General features: G+C 49.9%; 18 protein-coding genes. 6 read left to right on the top strand and 12 right to left on the bottom strand.

Features of this window, described 5'->3' with window-relative positions:
• Positions 1-112: 112 nt before the first annotated feature.
• The 6 genes from tsaA (at position 113) to SD53_RS05830 (ending at position 5,822) form a co-directional block, all read left to right on the top strand.
• On the top strand, positions 113-904 hold the full coding sequence (gene tsaA / locus SD53_RS05855) for a tRNA (N6-threonylcarbamoyladenosine(37)-N6)-methyltransferase TrmO (RefSeq protein ID WP_366246843.1): 792 nt from the start codon (positions 113-115) through the stop codon (positions 902-904).
• Entirely contained in the window at positions 852-1,934 is a 1,083-nt protein-coding gene (locus SD53_RS05850) for a Kelch repeat-containing protein (protein ID WP_046519297.1), read from the top strand. Before tsaA ends, SD53_RS05850 begins: the two co-directional genes overlap by 53 nt.
• A gap of 86 nt (positions 1,935-2,020) precedes the next feature.
• Entirely contained in the window at positions 2,021-3,739 is a 1,719-nt protein-coding gene (locus tag SD53_RS05845; RefSeq protein ID WP_046519296.1) for a proline--tRNA ligase, read from the top strand.
• A 60-nt stretch (positions 3,740-3,799) separates the two neighbouring features.
• Positions 3,800-4,093, top strand: coding sequence for a DUF6170 family protein (locus tag SD53_RS05840; protein ID WP_068226345.1), 294 nt, complete (start codon positions 3,800-3,802; stop codon positions 4,091-4,093).
• A gap of 22 nt (positions 4,094-4,115) precedes the next feature.
• Positions 4,116-4,919 carry a TetR/AcrR family transcriptional regulator gene (locus SD53_RS05835; protein WP_046519294.1) on the top strand — a complete coding sequence of 268 codons (804 nt, stop codon included), beginning with the start codon at positions 4,116-4,118 and terminating at the stop codon, positions 4,917-4,919.
• A gap of 153 nt (positions 4,920-5,072) precedes the next feature.
• Entirely contained in the window at positions 5,073-5,822 is a 750-nt protein-coding gene (locus SD53_RS05830) for an MlaA family lipoprotein (RefSeq protein WP_046519361.1), read from the top strand.
• 61 nt (positions 5,823-5,883) lie between these two features.
• Here the strand turns inward: SD53_RS05830 and SD53_RS05825 are convergent, their stop codons facing one another.
• The 12 genes from SD53_RS05825 to ccmA all read right to left on the bottom strand — a co-directional run bounded on the left by SD53_RS05825 (position 5,884) and on the right by ccmA (position 16,802).
• Entirely contained in the window at positions 5,884-6,948 is a 1,065-nt protein-coding gene (locus SD53_RS05825) for a linear amide C-N hydrolase (protein WP_046519293.1), read from the bottom strand.
• A gap of 111 nt (positions 6,949-7,059) precedes the next feature.
• Positions 7,060-8,046, bottom strand: a complete 987-nt coding sequence (locus tag SD53_RS05820; protein WP_046519292.1) for a Kelch repeat-containing protein — start codon at positions 8,044-8,046, stop codon at positions 7,060-7,062.
• A 76-nt stretch (positions 8,047-8,122) separates the two neighbouring features.
• Positions 8,123-9,541: a peptide MFS transporter gene (locus tag SD53_RS05815; RefSeq protein WP_046519291.1), complete on the bottom strand. Its 1,419-nt coding sequence runs from the start codon at positions 9,539-9,541 to the stop codon at positions 8,123-8,125.
• A gap of 243 nt (positions 9,542-9,784) precedes the next feature.
• Positions 9,785-11,008, bottom strand: a complete 1,224-nt coding sequence (ccmI, locus tag SD53_RS05810; protein WP_046519290.1) for a c-type cytochrome biogenesis protein CcmI — start codon at positions 11,006-11,008, stop codon at positions 9,785-9,787.
• Complete coding sequence (locus SD53_RS05805) at positions 11,008-11,481, bottom strand: cytochrome c-type biogenesis protein (RefSeq protein WP_046519289.1); 474 nt, start codon at positions 11,479-11,481, stop codon at positions 11,008-11,010. Before SD53_RS05805 ends, ccmI begins: the two co-directional genes overlap by 1 nt.
• 3 nt (positions 11,482-11,484) lie before the next feature.
• A complete protein-coding gene (locus tag SD53_RS05800) occupies positions 11,485-12,054 on the bottom strand; it encodes a DsbE family thiol:disulfide interchange protein (RefSeq protein WP_046519288.1) in 570 nt (189 codons plus the stop codon).
• A complete protein-coding gene (locus SD53_RS05795) occupies positions 12,047-14,023 on the bottom strand; it encodes a heme lyase CcmF/NrfE family subunit (protein ID WP_046519287.1) in 1,977 nt (658 codons plus the stop codon). The genes SD53_RS05800 and SD53_RS05795 overlap by 8 nt, the downstream gene beginning before the upstream one ends.
• Positions 14,020-14,562, bottom strand: a complete 543-nt coding sequence (gene ccmE / locus SD53_RS05790) for a cytochrome c maturation protein CcmE (RefSeq protein WP_082101792.1) — start codon at positions 14,560-14,562, stop codon at positions 14,020-14,022. The genes SD53_RS05795 and ccmE overlap by 4 nt, the downstream gene beginning before the upstream one ends.
• A complete protein-coding gene (gene ccmD / locus SD53_RS05785; protein ID WP_046519286.1) occupies positions 14,563-14,763 on the bottom strand; it encodes a heme exporter protein CcmD in 201 nt (66 codons plus the stop codon).
• The gene (locus tag SD53_RS05780; RefSeq protein ID WP_046519359.1) at positions 14,763-15,515 is read right to left on the bottom strand and encodes a heme ABC transporter permease; all 753 of its coding nucleotides are present in this window, start codon (positions 15,513-15,515) and stop codon (positions 14,763-14,765) included. The genes ccmD and SD53_RS05780 overlap by 1 nt, the downstream gene beginning before the upstream one ends.
• Position 15,516: 1 nt before the next feature.
• Positions 15,517-16,182 (bottom strand): heme exporter protein CcmB, encoded by a 666-nt coding sequence (gene ccmB / locus SD53_RS05775; protein ID WP_046519285.1) that lies wholly within the window; start codon positions 16,180-16,182, stop codon positions 15,517-15,519.
• Positions 16,176-16,802 (bottom strand): cytochrome c biogenesis heme-transporting ATPase CcmA, encoded by a 627-nt coding sequence (gene ccmA / locus SD53_RS05770; RefSeq protein ID WP_206539903.1) that lies wholly within the window; start codon positions 16,800-16,802, stop codon positions 16,176-16,178. Before ccmA ends, ccmB begins: the two co-directional genes overlap by 7 nt.
• Between the last annotated feature and the right edge of the window lie 41 nt (positions 16,803-16,843).

Genomic DNA, 16,843 nt, shown 5'->3' with positions numbered 1-16,843 from the left:
TAACTTCAGACGGTAGCCTCTATTAATCCCAAGTTTTGAACCTGTTGTAAAGCAATTTTCACTGGCCCGCTGAAAAGCGCCCTGCTTGTCCTTTACTACCTGCACCGCCATAATGACCGCTGTTTTTTTTATCCAGATATTCTCTGAGGAACTGATGCCCTCTTATCAAATGCAGGTGCTGGGCACCATCCGCTCGCCCTACAAACAAAAGTTCGCTATCCCGCGGCAGCCTGGTCTGATTGCTGAAGCCAAAGCTGAGCTGGTTTTAGAGCCGGGTTATGACGATGACGCGATAGTCCGGGGTATTGAGGCCTTTAGCCATTTATGGTTGGTGTTTGTATTTCATCAAACCGCAGATAAAGGTTGGTCACCGCTGGTACGGCCGCCACGTTTGGGTGGCAATGAAAAAAAAGGAGTTTTTGCAACCCGGGCAACTTTCCGACCAAACCCAATTGGCCTTTCTGTCGTAAAACTCGAAGGCGTGGTGCGTACACAGGGCCGGTTGATTATTCAACTGTCAGGGGTCGATCTGCTGGACGGTACGCCAATACTGGACATTAAACCTTACCTGCCCTACGCCGATGCGATACCAGATGCAGCAGGTGGTTTTGCCGATGCAGCACCTGAAACCGACATGACCGTCAGCTTCGAACCTGCCGTGCTGGAATTCTGTCAGCGGCAAAAAGATCAGCCCGAATTAGCAGTGTTGATAGAAAAGGTGTTAAAACAAGATCCGCGGCCTCCTTATAAAAAGCAAAAAGCGGAACAACAGAGTTATGGCATGACGCTGTATCACTTTAATATCAAATGGACAGTGAATGGAGTACACAATCATGTTACAGAGATCAGGCATGTTCAACATAAACAACAGGATCACGAAGTTCAGCCTCGGTCTGACTCTTAGCCTGCCTTTATGGCTGTCGGCGGCAGAGTTGCCTTCTTTACCTGAAGCGGTCAGCAACAACCTGGTGATGAGCACCACGGTGGCGGGTCGCACTTATGTCGCCAGCTTTATGGGACTGTCTGCGGGCAAGACCCATGCCGATGTGCATAACAGAGTCTGGCAATGGACTGTCGGTGAACCTACCTGGCTAAAAGCCCCGGCCGTGCCCAGTCGCCAGCGTTTGAGTGGCCGACTGGCAAGCTCAGGTGTGTCGTTACAAAATCACTTTTTTATCTTTGGCGGTTACACAGTAGCAGCCAATGGCACCGAGGTATCAAGTAGCGAAGGCTATCGCTACAGTCCTGTAACCAAAGCTTACAATAAGCTGCCGGATATGCCGGTGGCTGTCGATGACAGCGTGGCTTTGGCCTACAACAACAGATACATTTATCTGGCCAGCGGCTGGTCGCAGGATGGCAATGTCAATCTGGTACAGGTCTTTGATAACTTCACTCAGAAATGGAGTCAGGCTACGCCTTTTCCGGGCACTCCGACCTTTGGTCTGGCCGGCGCTTTATCCGGCCGGCATATGCTGCTTTGTGATGGGGTAAAAGTCAGTTACCAAACCTTGCCGCGACAGTATGAAACCCAGGCCCAGTGCTGGTTAGGCGAAATCAATAAAACTGACGCCAACCGCATCAGTTGGCAACAGCTTCCCCACCCCACAGGCAAAGCCCGTTACCGGATGGCAGCAGCGGCGATCAAACAGGATGGCAAAGACCTGATTGTATTTATTGGTGGCAGCGAAACCGCCTACAACTACAACGGTATAGGTTACAACGGTACACCGGCCGAACCTTCCGCACAAGTCTGGGTGTATTCAATCGCCGACAAAAATTGGCTCAAGGCTGAAAACACCACTGCAGTGATGGATTTACGCTCTTTAGTGACGATCAACAACGAGCTGTACAGCTTAGGGGGCATGGTTGCAGGGCAAAATCTGACCACTGAATGGATAAAACATCAGATTAAGCTACTGCCAAACCAGTAGCCTTGATACACTATCGGCAAACGTATTCGGATAGAGCGGCCAGTGTAAGGCGCAATTAAACTTAAAAATCACGGAACTATTTATTTATGCGGACAAGTCAGTATTTACTCTCTACGATGAAAGAAACCCCGGCTGATGCCGAAATTATCAGCCATCAGTTGATGTTACGTGCCGGTATGGTGCGTCGTCTGGCCTCAGGTTTGTACACCTGGTTGCCCAGTGGCCTGCGGGTTTTACGCAAAGTCGAGCAAATTGTCCGCGAAGAGATGAACAAAGCCGGTGCTATTGAGGTATTAATGCCGGTGGTACAACATGCCGAGCTATGGCAGGAATCTGGTCGCTGGGAAAAAATGGACGCTGAATTGTTGCGGTTTAAAGACCGCCATCAGCGTGATTTTGTGCTTGGCCCAACGCATGAAGAAGTAATCACCGATTTAGTCCGCAAAGAAATCAGCAGCTACAAACAACTGCCGATTAACTTATACCAAATTCAGACTAAATTCCGTGATGAACGTCGTCCTCGTTTTGGCGTGATGCGTGCGCGCGAATTTTTAATGAAAGACGCCTACTCCTTCCACTTGAGTCAGGAAAGTTTGCAGCAAACTTATGACGCTATGTATCAGGCCTATTGCAATATCTTCACCCGCTTAGGTTTAGATTTCCGGCCTGTATTAGCCGACACAGGCGCCATAGGTGGCAGCATGTCACACGAATTCCATGTACTGGCTGCCTCAGGTGAAGATGCCATTGTATTTTCAGACAGCAGCGACTACGCCGCCAATATCGAAAAAGCCGAAGCTCTGCCACCTCAAGGTACACGCCCGGCTGCAACTCAGGCCAAAGCTGAAGTAGCGACACCAAACGCCAAGACCATTGACGAAGTGTCGGCCTTGTTAAAAGTTGACGCCTCCGCTATCGCCAAAACCTTAATTGTGTATGGCCGTAAAGCCGACGATAAAGCACCTCAAACGCTGGTCGCGCTGGTCCTGCGTGGCGATCATGAATTAAACGAAATCAAAGCGGAGAAACACCCGCTGGTGGCCTCCCCACTGCAATTTGCATCAGAAGATGAAGTGCAGGCCATAACAGGTGCAAAACCTGGATCAGTAGGCCCTGTCGGTTTAACTATTCCTGTGATTGTTGATCATGCAGCAGCGCATTTAGCAGATTTTGTCACAGGTGCCAACAAAGACGGTTTCCACTTCACTGGCGTCAATTTTGACCGTGATATCACGACCTATCAGGTGGCTGATCTACGCAACGTGGTCGAGGGCGATCCAAGCCCATGCGGTCAGGGCAAGTTAGTGATCCGTCGTGGTATTGAAGTGGGTCATATCTTCCAGTTGGGTGAGCGTTATTCGGCGGCGATGAAAGCTGGTGTACTGAACGAAGAAGGCAAACACCAGATCATGACCATGGGTTGTTATGGTGTGGGTGTCTCCCGTATTGTTGCTGCCGCTATTGAGCAAAATCACGACGAGTACGGTATTAAATGGCCAGTGGCGATAGCGCCGTTTCAGGTAGCGATAGTGCCGATGAATATGCACAAGTCAGTGCGTATTCAGGATGCCGCAGAACAGCTTTACAAAGAGCTGACTGACGCTGGTTTTGAAGTGCTGTTTGATGACAGAAAAGAGCGTCCGGGTGTGATGTTTGCGGATATGGAGCTGCTAGGCGTACCTTATCAGATCATAGTGGGCGAGCGTAATCTGGATGAGCAGAAAGTAGAGCTGAAGAACCGCCTGAGCGGTGAAAAGCTGATGCTGTCCTTGTCTGATGTAGTGGCCCAACTCAAATCCTTCTGAGATCCAAACCAGTATACCGGGCCCTGTTTTGGCAGGGCCTGCTTTTTTAAGGAGTCTTTGATGTATTTTGGTAGTCACTCTATTCCGGAACTGAAAGGGCTGAAATTTGCACAGCGGATGCAAGTGATCCGGGCCGCCACCGAACAGATCCCTACGCCACAAAAGCTGTTGCTGAACTTAGTTAAACTGGCCATTCTGATCCCATTATTTTTGGTTATAGCTCAGTGGGAATCCTGGCAGCATACCGTCACTATACTGCTGTTGTTAGCAGCCTATCCGCTACTAACCAGACCCCTGACCTTCGCACTGTGCCGACCGCACTTAGCGCTGGCCAGAGCAAAGCAACAGCTCTAGCGCAGCAAACAGGACTGACTCAATGCTGAAGTTTTTGTGTGATATTGCAAATAAAGAGCAGCGCAATTGCCCTTTGCAGCAGCGATTTAGCAAAAAACAGCAAGCCATAGCAGATCGGGAGCAGGAATTGCTGCATATCGCCCATCAATTAGTAAAAGCCGAAGGCTACGCTAATTTGACTATGGATAAACTCACTGCAGCCAGTCCTTATTCCAAAGGCACAATTTACAATCATTTTTCCAGTAAAGAAGATGTGATCACCGCACTGTGTAACTCGGCTTTACGTCATGAAATCAGTTTGTTTAAAAAAGCTCAATTGTTTGCCGGCAGCAGCAGAGAAAAGGCGCTGGCTTTGCATCAGGCCTATTTGTTGTCTGCAAAAATGCAACCTATTTTGTTTAGTTGTTTGCTGACAGCTAAATCTCCCTGGGTGCAGGAAAAAAGCTCGTCAGCGCGCTTAACAGTGCAGCAGGAGCTGGAGAAAGAAGTGACACAAATGGTGGATCTGTTGTTGCAACAAGCCATTGAAGCCAATGAGCTACAGCCAAAACAAGCAGCCACTATCGATCTGATGGCCTTTGCCAACTGGGCGATCTCTTTTGGAGGTATAGCGCTGTTAAGTAGTGCCAGCGAAACCTACAGCATAGAGCGCCTGCAAGGTGCACATCCTTTTCTGTTTAACTTAAACTGTATGCTTGATGGCATGAACTGGTTACCCCTAAGTTCAGACTGGGATTATTGCCAGAGTTGGTTGCGTATTGAAAAAGAAATTTTCGCAGCAGAGCAACAGCAGCTCGCCACAGGCTTACCTGTGGTACTGTGCTAGCGTTTTTTCGAGCCGTTCGACCACGTGATGCAACTTTTCTCAACTATTTCAGACAAATGATTGCTGTAAAGCGGATGATCCGAGTCATGCTTTACCAGTATAATAATCAATATGTTATTTCCCCTTAACGGATGCAAATTTATGGCCTTACCCATGAAGCCTGTTTTCATAGCGTGCCTGTTGTTAATGGCACTGACTGGCTGTGCCAGTAAAAAAACCGCAGACGAGCAACAAGCTCAAACCACCTATCAGGATCCGCGGGATCCCCTAGAGTCCATAAACAGGGACATCTGGGATTTTAACTATGACATTCTGGATGCTTATATACTGCGGCCCGTAACGGTAGGCTATATGACGGTGGTCCCTAAACCCGCCCGAACCGGTATCGCCAATGTGGTGAATAACCTGAATGAGCCAGCCAGCTTTGTCAATGCCTTGCTTCAGGCCAAACCACGTAGTGCAGCTATTAGCCTCGGACGCTTTGTGCTGAACAGTACCCTGGGTTTGTTCGGTTTGTTTGATGTTGCAACCCGGATTGACCTCAAAGCACAAGATGAGGACTTTAATCAAACTCTGGCAGTCTGGGGGGTCGGTGATGGCGGTTATCTGATGGTTCCGGCTATGGGCCCTACCACCACCCGCGGATTGGTTGGCGGCGTTGTTGATGGCCTGTACTTCCCTCTGGGCTTATTAAACTCTAACCTGACCATCACCCGCTTCACGGTATCGGCCTTGGATGGCAGAGAGCGGTTGATGTCGATGGAGCAATTGCTGAACGAGTCTGTGGATCCATACGCTTTCATCAAGGAAGCTTATTTCCAACGGGTCGAGTTCCAGATTTACGATGGCAACCCTCCGCAAAAAGAAGAAGACGAAGAGTATTTGGATGAATACCTGCCTTAAACAGCGGGTTAAAGCAACAAGGCCAGCGCTAAGCTGGCCTTTTTTATGCTTGGTTACCGTTTTACTCCGCCGGATCTAAGCCTTTAAACTGGAAAGGTTCAGCGTTGACCAAAAAAGCACTGCTTTCGCCAGCATAAATCTGGCCTTTGTCCAGATTGAGTTTTTTAACCTGAGCCCCTTGTTTAAACTCTATTTTGTTAAAATCGAGCCAGACCACATTAGGCGACAAGACGTTTTCAAAGTAATACACCAGATTACGTTGATCAGCCACAACCCGCCATCTGGTATTGGACAAATGCGGCTGGTCGGCTGTGCCTATGCCATAAGGCACAGAGACATTACGCACTATGCTGAACACACTGGCGACAGCCAGTTTCGCGTCCGTGGTTTGTGGGATCATGGTCAGGTAATGCCAGGCCCTGACCAGACGGTCAGATGCGCGCGCAGTTCCGGGTAAAAAGGCTTGGCCTGAGACTGAATCCCAATAACTTTTCACTGCCAGTTGCTGCTCGTAAGGTGGATCGTTGGTCATCACCTGATATTTTTTATTGTGATGGATCACCAGCTTGCCACCTATGTATTCAAAGATAGCGCTGTCTCCTGTGGCGTCGGACAATGATAAGTGCACTGTAGTGAATTTGTCTGTGCCAGGAATAAAATCAGAGACGATGGCAAAGCTGTCCTTGCGAAAGAAAGTCACGGCCTGCTCGACCGTTGCAAAATTATCCAAAGCATACTGAGCCCAGGCCGCTATGGTCAGTCCCGGCTTGTCACCGTGGTAATCAAATTTAGGATACTCAGAAGCCACCAGCCAAAGCAGATTGGCCACCAAACCTTTTTCGTTCATGCCATCCGGAGTGGCAATATCCCAGGAACTGGCTGCTACACTGCCATATTTCGAGCGCCATGAAATAGAGTTAGGTCCAACCTGACCATTGCGCTGCATACCGCGGGGAAATACCCATAAATTAGCCGGAATATCGATGGAAAAATCCATACTGCGGCCCGTTAATACGTTATTCTCGGGACCAAGGTACACCAGGCGGGTGCAGGCTGAAGCCGGAGTCATGAGGGCTCCAAGCCAGACAATCAGTACACCGAACAGCAGATTCAGCGGGTATTTCATCGTTGTTCACTCCTTGCGTTACTTTTTTTCCGACACAGATACTACGACTGAGCTTAGACTTCAGCTTTGCATCATGCTAAAAAATAACAGAAATAAGCCAGGCCTTCAGTGTTAACGCCCGGATACCCGATCCACAGTTGCGCTGGTTTGTTTTAATCCTGCCGCCGTGGCGCCTCCTATCAGATAAATCGCATTATCCAGCGTCACGGCACCCAAACCATGGCGTGGCAGCGGCATCTGACCACGTTGCTGCCAGAGGTCTGAATCTGCCTCATAAGACCAGACCTGACTGAAGACTCCACCGCCGCGCTCAAAAAACTCACCACCGAAAGCCAGAAGCTGTGGTCCAAGCCAGGCTGCAGCTAAACCCGCCTGAGCTTTTGGCATAGCCGCTAAAGTCCGCCACTGTGCGGTTCTGGCGTCAAAGTAATGCAACTGTGCCTGGTTACCACCTTTCACCTGACGGCCTCCAAGCAGATAGCCGCCCGCCTTCGTACTGACACCAGCCGCACTATTTTTTGCAACAGGAAGCGCTGCGGCCTGGCTGGTACTCAGGCTCTGAGGGTCAAACACCCAATGGCTGTTGACATCACGCTGATCCGCCCACTGGCCATTGGCACTGCTGCTTGGCGAGCGGCCCGAGATCAGATGGATCTTGCCATCCAGTACCCAGGTCACAGTCTCGCTGATAGGCGCTGGCAATTCGGCCACTTTAGCCCAGCGTCCGGCTTTTTGATCCAGTTGCAGCACATCCGCACTGGCGCTCCACCAACCTGACTCTGATTGCACAAAACCGCCCAGTAAAAACAGCTCGTCTGCCACAGCAACCAATTGAGCATGATGACGCCCCTCTGGCAAGGACGGGCCGTAACGCCATTGATCCTTGCTTGGATTGTAGATCTGTACTGCTGCCGTCATGTGACCTTGCTGTTGTGGCAGCTCGGAACTTAAACCGCCAGCCACATAAATTTCTCCCTGAAAGACCGTCGGATAAATCTCCTGCACAGCCTGCAATAAATCTGCTTTTTTCTGCCAAATCAGCGGCGTTGCCTGGAGCTGGAAACTCAGCGCAGCCCAGAGTATCAGGATCAGTTTCATTGGTTTACTCCTGTTAAAACAATAAAAAAAGGCCAGTGGTTTGCACCCTCTGGCCCTTTTCTGTATGCGGCATCAATTAGCTTTGCATACGCTCCGCACCATGCATCCAGCGTACTAAAGTACCGGATAACATCCACAGCACCACAGCAAAAAATACCAGAGAGACAGCTATACCACCAAACACCACCAATAAACCAGCGTGCGCGGCCTGAACACCAAAAGATGCGGCAAACTCAACCACAGCAGGATTATCACCGGCGGTGTCAGAATACGCACCGACAAAACCTGCCAGATAGTGTGCCACAGCAGGCATCAGGAACCAGACCCCCATGATGAGTGAGGCCAGTTTCACCGGAGCCAGTTTAGTCATCAGTGATAAGCCCACAGGAGAAATACACAGCTCGCCTAAAGTGTGGAATAAAAAGGCCAAAGTTAACCACATCATGCTGGATTTGGCAGAAGGGTTCACCTGCATTTCAAATACGCCCACGATCAGGAACAGGAAACCGATAGAGGTTAACAGCATGCCGAATAAAATCTTAATTGGCGCATCAGGCTGTTTGTTCATTGCATTGAGTTTCACCCATAACCAGGCAAACACAGGGGCAAACATCAGGATAAACAATGGGTTTAACGACTGGAACCAGCCCGCTGGTACTTCGAAAGAACCGACCATCCGGTCTGTGTGCTCAGAGGCAAATAAACTCATCAAGCCACCAGCCTGTTCAAAAGCCAGCCAGAACATAGTGACGAAAATAAACAGGAATAACACCACACGCAGGCGATCAAATTCAACCTTAGTCAGTGGCGTCGGAGTGCCGGCTGCACTGCGCGACGCAATACGCCCCGGCACTTTACCTAAATCTCCTAAGTACTTTTGTGCAAACAATAACTGGATCACTACGGATAAGGTCATACCAATACCTGCAGCCAGATAACCGTAGCGCCAGCCAAAGGCATCACTTTCGCCTAAAGACGACGTGACTAATGGTGCGATAAAAGCACCTAAGTTTATCCCCATGTAGAAAATGGTAAAACCACCATCACGACGGGCGTCACCTTGTGGATACAAATCGCCCACTATGGCTGAAATGTTAGGCTTAAATAAACCGTTACCGGCGATAATAAAGCCTAAACCAACATAAAACAGCGACATACTGTGAGGCGTGGCAGCAAATAAAGTGTACTGGCCTATGGCCATTAAGGTACCGCCTAAGATGATAGATTTACGCTGCCCCAGCAGGTTATCTGCGATCAGACCACCAAATAAGGTGGCGGCATACACCAGACCTGTGTAGTAGCCATACAACAGCAAGGCATCGCCATTGCTCATACCAAAACCGGGGTTAGTGGATTCAGTGGCTGCAACTAAAGTCAGAATAAGTAAAGCACGCATCCCGTAGTAGGAAAAACGCTCCCACATTTCCGTGGAAAAAAGCAGGAAGAGTCCTTTCGGATGACCAAATAAAGTCCCCGAAGCTGGCGGTTGATTCATAACGTGATCCTAGATTGTGGGTTTATTGTAATTATGGTTAACGCTTATTGACCGTCAGATGCAGGCCGAAGATCGCAGGCCCAAACACCGGACAGACGTGTCAAAGTTGCCGTGTTATAGCGTATTGGCCAGCAAATGAAAAGAGGCAAAGGGACAGAAGGCGACCGCAAAAGGCCAGAGCCTGGCCTTTTGCTTAATTAATCGACAGTTCTGCGATTTTTTTCTATGAACTTTCAGCAGCCGTTAAGGCTGGAGGCTCAAGTTGAGGCTCAGTTCTGACTGTTGAAAACTCAGCACTTCAGACTGCACTTGTGGACCCTTTTCATCATTCAGAACCTGACCCGACAATGATAAACGGGCACTGATCTGAATACGTTCAGCATTAGCTAAGGTCCAACCCGGTTGCATCGCCTGTGCCTCACTGAGCTCTATGGTTTGAGTCCCCTGAAACACAGCCAGCTTTTGCACGGCCAGAGGCAAAGGCGGCCCATCCACCGCTTTAGCAAACACAAATAGAGTCCCTGTTTTATACTGCTCGGCCAACTCTGGGCTAATGCTAAGCTGCACCTGGACGCGACGACCAGACACAGCAGTTGCACTGTTGTGCTTGGCAGCGACGGTCTGTTCTGCTGGCGCCAGTCCAAGCTTCTGTTGTACCAAGGCATAACGTGGATCGGTGTTCTCCAGCTTGGGTAGCAGTAATTGCCAGGCCTGGCGGGCTTGTTCTTTATCTCCCCGCTCTTCAGCCACCATCGCCAGCATAGACAGTGCATCCGTATTGTCTGGTTCCTGCTGCAGTACCTTGGACAAGCTCAGTGCCGCTTTGGCCAGATGTTCATCGCCCCCACTGACCAATAACGCCTGACTGTAGCTGATCAATACATTGACGCGGTTTGGTGTCAGGGCCAATGCCTTTTCAAAAGCTTCAATGGCATCATCCACCATGCCTTTGGACAACCAGATACGGCCAATCACAAACCAGGCCACCGCATCATCACCTTCCTTGCTGATTTTTGTCCGCAGAGCTAAAGCAAACAACTCAATTTCTTCGTCACTAAGCGGCTCGCCTTGATTCAGTAGAGCCCGCTCCCCATAAGCAGGAAGCTGCTGCTGAGCTATCTGCCAGTTTGTCAGTGCTGTGTAATGCCCGGTCTGGCTGTAAAGCACAGCAGTTGCCACAGCGACCAGCAAACTGATGCCAATGGCCCAGCCCGTCGCCGGACTCGTTGTACTTTTTTGTGCTTGCTCTGCCTGCAGATATTGAGCTTTTAACTCGGCTGCGGCCACAGCAAAATCCTGCTCAGCCAATTCGCCACTATCCCTGGCCTGAGACAATAACCGTAATTTGTCCTCAAACTGCGCCACTGGATTTAATTGCACCTCAGTCCCGCTACGGCGAAAAAACAGCAGCAGCACCAGAGTCAATACCAGCATCAGGGCGGCGGCAAAACTTAACGACATCAGCATCAGCTTTTTCTCCTGTACTGCTCAATCAGTTGATCAAGTTGCTGTTCTAATTCAGGCGGCTGCGTTGAGCTGAGCTCAGGTGCAGCACCAGAATGCGCCTGCACCCTGCGGCGAAACAGTAATAACAGCATAAGCCCAACCACCATCACGACCGGCAGCACCCATAAAATCAAGGTAAACTTGTTTACTGGCGGCAGGTAGTGCACGAAGTCACCATAACGGCTTTTCATATACTCCAGCACCTGCTGTTTATTTTGTCCCTGCTGCACCAGTTCTAATGTTTTGTTCCGCATGTCCACTGCGACCACCGCATTTGAATCGGCAATATTTTGGTTTTGACATTTAGGACAGCGCAATTCCTGAGTCAGCTCTTTAAATAAGGCCTGTTGCTGTGGATCCTTGAACTCGATCAGGACTTCAGTGGCCTGCACTGTCCCGGTCAATAGCAGCAGGCTGATCAAAAAATACCTCATACCCTACTCCTGTAGACTCTGGTAAGCAGCAGCCAGCTTTTGTTGCCAAACCTGCGGATTGATATCCCCTATGTGGTGGTAACGAATCACGCCCTGAGCATCGATTAAGAAGGTTTCCGGAGCACCGGTCACGCCTAAATCAAAAATCAGCGTGCGGTCTTTATCCAGAATATTCCACTGATACGGATTGCCCTGTTGCTCCAGCTTTAATGCTACTTCCTGTTGCAAGGCGGCAAGGTTAAACACCTCACCAAAAGCAGCGTCCGCAGGCTGTTGATAATACAAGCCGACGATCATCACCCCCTGCTCCCTCAGTTCTGTTAAATAAGCCAGTTCGGCATTACAGGTCACACACCAGGTGCCCCAGACATTCAGCAGCATTGGCTTGCCTTTGATACTGTCGGGAGTCCAGATTTTCTCAGGCTGTTGTAAATCAGGCAAAGCAAACGCAGGTAAGGGCTGATTAAGCACCGAAGACTCCCGCTCCATCGGATTGGAGAACAACCCATGAAACAAAAATACCGACAGGCTGATAAAAAGTGCAAATGGGATAAAAAATGCCAATTTACGCATCCGCAGGCTCCTGCTGTTTTGCTGTCACTTTGTTTGGTGCGGCACGACGATAACGTTTATCACAAAGCGCAATGAAACCGCCCAGCGCCATTAATAACCCGCCCAGCCAAATCCAGCGCACAAAAGGCTTCACATACAAACTCAATGCCCAACTGTCATTCGACAGGGATTCTCCTAATGCCACATACAAATCCCGGCTTAAACGGGCATGCACAGCAGCTTCTGTCATCACAGTACGCTGCACCGTATAAAAACGTTTTTCTGCATGCAAGTGAGTGACATAGTCGCCCTGGTAACTCACATCCAGCTCAGCCGCTTCACCTGTGTAATTGGGGCCATTGAGTGGATACACTTCAACCAGTCTGAACTGATAACCCGCCAGCTCGACTTGATCACCTGCTTTCATTCTGACCTGAGTTTCCACGCTGTAGGTTTTGGTCATCGCCACACCGACCACCAGCACCGCAAAACCAATATGCGCCAGCGTCATGCCAAAATGGCTGGCGTTAAGCTTAGTGAGGCCCTGTTTGACCGAGCCAAACTGCTGCAAGCGCTGCAACAATTCAAAAATAGCGGAAGACCCGACCCAGGCACCGAGTAACAGGCCTAACAAGGCTAAATTGGCCTGAACACTTTGTGTCGCCGCCAGCGTGCCCAGCGCCAGAATTAAAGTTGCTATCGCCACTAAACTCATGGGCTTGAGTAAAGGTTGCACGTGCTGCTGTTTCCAGCGAACCCAGGGGCCCAGACCAAGCAACAGAGAAAAAGGGATCACCAGATAATAAAACAGCTGATTAAAAAACGGCTCACCGATAGAGATAGAGCCCAAACCCAACTCTTTGTGCACCAGTGGGAATAAAGTACCCAGCAGCACCACCAGCGTTGCGGTCAGCAGGAAAATATTGTTGCCCCACAACAGGACCTCGCGGGAGAACAACTCATAACGCGCTTGACTGCGCACTGAATGCATTCGAAGCGCATAGAGCAACAATGACCCACCGACCACCACCAGTAAAAACGCCAGTAAATACAAACCACGATCCGGATCGGCAGCAAATGAGTGGACGGACACCAATACACCGGAACGCACTAAAAAGGCGCCCAGTAAACTTAACGAGAAAGCGGCGATAGCCAGTAGCACAGTCCAGGATTTAAAGGTGCCGCGTTTCTCCGTGACAGCCAAAGAGTGGATCAGTGCAGTACCCACTAACCAGGGCATAAAAGAGGCGTTTTCCACCGGGTCCCAAAACCACCAGCCGCCCCAGCCTAATTCTGCATAAGCCCACCAGCTTCCAAGCATGATGCCAAGAGTTAAGAACATCCAGGCGGCCAGAGTCCAGGGTCTGGCCCAGCGCGCCCAGGTGCTATCAAATTTGCCCCCCATCAAGGCCGCTATTGCAAAGGCAAAAGACACGGCAAAACCGACATAGCCCATGTACAGCATAGGCGGATGGATGATCATGCCAAAGTCTTGTAATAATGGATTTAGATCGCGTCCATCGACAGGGAAATACGGCAGACTGCGCATAAAGGGATTAGACATAAAGAGTACAAAGGCATAAAAACCTACAGCTATTAAGCCCATTACCCCTAAAATGCGGCCCTGAAACTGCAGAGGCAAACTGCGGGAAAACAGCGCCACAGCGGCAATCCAACCCGACAAGGTCAACAGCCACAACAGCATCGAGCCTTCATGTCCACCCCAAACGGCGGTCAGGCGGTAATACCAGGGCAACAAGGAGTTAGAGTTGGTCGCCACATAGACCACAGTAAAATCATTCGACCAAAAAGCATAAGACAAGGCCCAGAACGAAAAGGCAGTCAGTAAAAACAAGGCATAAGACAGCGGATTACCCAGTTGCAAGGCTGTTTGATGGCCTTTAAAGCTGCCATACAAAGGCACTATGGCCAAGGCCAGAGAAATACAAAGCGCAAAGGTCAGCGCCAGTTGACCGTATTCTGCAATCATGGTTGTTGACCTGCAGCTTTGCTCTGTTCAGGCGTTACCGTTTCAGGCTCAGCAGTGTTTGGCTGACCATAAGACGGCATATCTTTCGGCGCGACATGCTTAATACCTTTGACGGCTTCAGCCACTTCAGGCGGCATATATTCCTCGTCATGCTTTGCCAGGACCTCAGAGGCCAGAATGGTTTTTTCATCCACCAACACGCCTTGGGCGACGATGCCCTGCCCTTCACGGAATAAATCCGGCAATATACCTTCATATTCGACTGTGACCAGAGGACCAGTATCGACTAAATCGAAGCTGACTTTGAGTGAATTCGGGTCACGACGCACCGAACCTTTCACCACCATGCCACCAATTCGTAAACGCTGACCAATTTCAGGTTTTACTTTGTCATCCCCCAAACCTTCAATGAGTTGGCTCGGGGTGTAAAACAAGTCAATATTTTGCTGCAATGCATACAACATGGCGCCAATGGCTCCACCTAACAACACCACAAAGGCCAACACGGCCACTAAGCGTTTTTGACGTCTCGGATTCATCTACTTCTCTCTCTCCTGATGTTGCCGCACCCGTTGCTCCCGCGCTGCTTTGGCGCGGATTTGTTGTTGTATCTGTTGATGTTGTCGCTTGCTGTACCACCACAAGCCCAGCAACAATCCGTAGGTTGTGCCAAAAGATAACCAAACAAAAAGTGCATAACCGCCCATGGCCCAGAAGTCTGCCCAGGATGTAAACGCCATTAGCTTTGCTCCTCGTGTTGTTGCTCGACCAACTGCCGGACCCAGGGTCTGTGCTGTTCAAAAATTAAAATCTGACTACGCAACCGTAAGCAGGTTAAAGCCGCCAATAGCAAAGCCAAACCTAACAGACTAATCAGTAAAGGCCACAGCATTGAAGGGTCAATCGAAGGTTTGGCAAATTTGGTGATGGTCGCGCCCTGATGCAGGGTGTTCCACCACTCAACTGAGTAATGAATAATAGGCAGATTGACGACCCCAACGATCGCCAGCAAAGACGCCACTTTAATGCCACGAGCCGCTTCAGAAAATGCACCTGACAGCGCAATCACACCTAAATAAAGAAACAACAGCACCAACTCAGAGGTTAAACGCGCATCCCAGACCCACCAGGTCCCCCACATGGGCTTGCCCCAGGCGGCTCCGGTAATCAACGCGATGGCGGTATACACAGCGCCGATGGGCGCTATCGCTAAGACAGCCCACTGTGCAACCCGGATTTGCCAGACTAAACCGATAAAAGCAGCAATAGCCATACTGCTGTACGCTCCCATGGACCAAATAGCCGAAGGCACATGGATGTAAATGATACGGTAACTGTCACCTTGCTGGTAATCCGGCGGACTGAACGCTAACCCCCAGATATTTCCCAGCAGCAAAGTGGCTATGGCAAGCGTCATCAGATAAGGTAACCAACGGCCACACAAATGGTACAGCGTTTCAGGTTTAGCGTAAGGATCTAACCAACGGAACATACTACCCCACATTCATTCGAAGTGCCTGACGCACGGCCAGAGGCACCAGCGCTAAGGCAAATAATAAAAAGGCGACCAAGACAGCCAACTGCCCTGTGTAAGGCAAGGCTGTGGCTGCAGCTTCCATAGCACCACTGGCAAAAATCAGCAGTGGAATATACAAAGGTAAAATAATCAGCGCCTGCAATATGCCGCCTTTATCAGCAGCCATAGTCAGTGCAGCCCCCAGCACACTCAGTAAGCTTAATACGGGCGTACCGAGCAATAGGGTCACCAACAAAACCTGCCAGCTTTGCCAGTCCAGCCCTAACAGCACCGCGATCAGCGGAGACACCAGCACTAAAGGCACTCCGGTCGATAACCAGTGACAACAAATTTTTGCCGTAACATAACTGAATAAGCCCTGACGACGCGCCACGAGTTGTTCAATCACACCGTAACGGTAATCGTCTTTAAACAAGCGTTCAGCGGATAACAGCACACTTAACAGCGCAGCTATCCAGACCAGTCCGGGCGCTATTTGTTTTAACATGCCAGGTTCAGGGCCTATGCCCAATGGGAACAGGCTCAGCACCAGTAAAAAAAACACCAATGGATTGAGCCAATCGGCTTTTTGCCGGCCTAACAGTTGTAACTCACGTTGTACTAAAGCACGCCACATCACCATCTGTACTCCAGTTCTATCGCCTGAAGCGCCGGATACTCTGCGGCTAAATGCTGATGACTGGTCAATACAATAACCCCACCCTTGGCAAGATGCTGTAAAAAATGCTGTTCTAGTTTGGCGATGAGTTGTTGATCCAAAGAGGTAAAAGGCTCATCCAATATCCACAGAAGTTGACTGCTGAACCACAAGCGGGCTAACGAAACCCGGCGCTGCTGACCAGCCGAGAGCATAAAACAAGGAATATCTTCAAGACCAGCCAGGCCTAAGGAACCTAACAACTGGTAGGGGTCGGCCACGGCCTGCTCAGAGATAGCCGCCCAAAAGGCTAAATTTTGCAACGCCGTCAGTTGCGGGTGAATACCGCTGTGGTGGCCGATAAACAGCAAATGCTCCGCAAAAACCTCGGCTTGCTCGCTCAGCGGTTTACCACGGAATAAAATCCGACCGTCTTCAGGCAAAGTTAAACCGGCCAGCAATCGCAACAGCGAACTTTTACCGGCACCGTTTTTGCCTTGAATATAAAGTACTTGCCCTGCACTTAACTGAAAACTCAAGTTTTCAAATAACACTCTGTCCTGGCGGACACAGCTTAATGCTTCGGCGGCCAAAATTATCGACAAAGGGCAAACTCCCAAAAAAAGTCGCCGCATCTTAGCATATT

Origin of the sequence: Rheinheimera mesophila, from assembly GCF_000986865.1 — a bacterium.
Lineage (GTDB): Bacteria > Pseudomonadota > Gammaproteobacteria > Enterobacterales > Alteromonadaceae > Pararheinheimera > Pararheinheimera mesophila.
This window is presented reverse-complemented; position numbering and strand designations above follow the sequence as displayed.

Bases quoted from the DNA above. Each gene is read 5' to 3' on its own strand.
- ccmB (WP_046519285.1), bottom strand. From the start codon at position 16,182: ATGGTGATGTGGCGTGCTTTAGTACAACGTGAGTTACAACTGTTAGGC.
- SD53_RS05850 (WP_046519297.1), top strand. From the start codon at position 852: ATGTTCAACATAAACAACAGGATCACGAAGTTCAGCCTCGGTCTGACT.
- SD53_RS05795 (WP_046519287.1), bottom strand. From the start codon at position 14,023: ATGATTGCAGAATACGGTCAACTGGCGCTGACCTTTGCGCTTTGTATT.
- tsaA (WP_366246843.1), top strand. From the start codon at position 113: ATGACCGCTGTTTTTTTTATCCAGATATTCTCTGAGGAACTGATGCCC.
- SD53_RS05780 (WP_046519359.1), bottom strand. From the start codon at position 15,515: ATGTTCCGTTGGTTAGATCCTTACGCTAAACCTGAAACGCTGTACCAT.
- ccmI (WP_046519290.1), bottom strand. From the start codon at position 11,008: ATGCTGATGTCGTTAAGTTTTGCCGCCGCCCTGATGCTGGTATTGACT.
- SD53_RS05840 (WP_068226345.1), top strand. From the start codon at position 3,800: ATGTATTTTGGTAGTCACTCTATTCCGGAACTGAAAGGGCTGAAATTT.
- SD53_RS05835 (WP_046519294.1), top strand. From the start codon at position 4,116: ATGCTGAAGTTTTTGTGTGATATTGCAAATAAAGAGCAGCGCAATTGC.
- SD53_RS05820 (WP_046519292.1), bottom strand. From the start codon at position 8,046: ATGAAACTGATCCTGATACTCTGGGCTGCGCTGAGTTTCCAGCTCCAG.
- SD53_RS05830 (WP_046519361.1), top strand. From the start codon at position 5,073: ATGAAGCCTGTTTTCATAGCGTGCCTGTTGTTAATGGCACTGACTGGC.
- SD53_RS05845 (WP_046519296.1), top strand. From the start codon at position 2,021: ATGCGGACAAGTCAGTATTTACTCTCTACGATGAAAGAAACCCCGGCT.
- SD53_RS05825 (WP_046519293.1), bottom strand. From the start codon at position 6,948: ATGAAATACCCGCTGAATCTGCTGTTCGGTGTACTGATTGTCTGGCTT.
- ccmD (WP_046519286.1), bottom strand. From the start codon at position 14,763: ATGGCGTTTACATCCTGGGCAGACTTCTGGGCCATGGGCGGTTATGCA.
- SD53_RS05800 (WP_046519288.1), bottom strand. From the start codon at position 12,054: ATGCGTAAATTGGCATTTTTTATCCCATTTGCACTTTTTATCAGCCTG.
- SD53_RS05805 (WP_046519289.1), bottom strand. From the start codon at position 11,481: ATGAGGTATTTTTTGATCAGCCTGCTGCTATTGACCGGGACAGTGCAG.
- ccmE (WP_082101792.1), bottom strand. From the start codon at position 14,562: ATGAATCCGAGACGTCAAAAACGCTTAGTGGCCGTGTTGGCCTTTGTG.
- SD53_RS05815 (WP_046519291.1), bottom strand. From the start codon at position 9,541: ATGAATCAACCGCCAGCTTCGGGGACTTTATTTGGTCATCCGAAAGGA.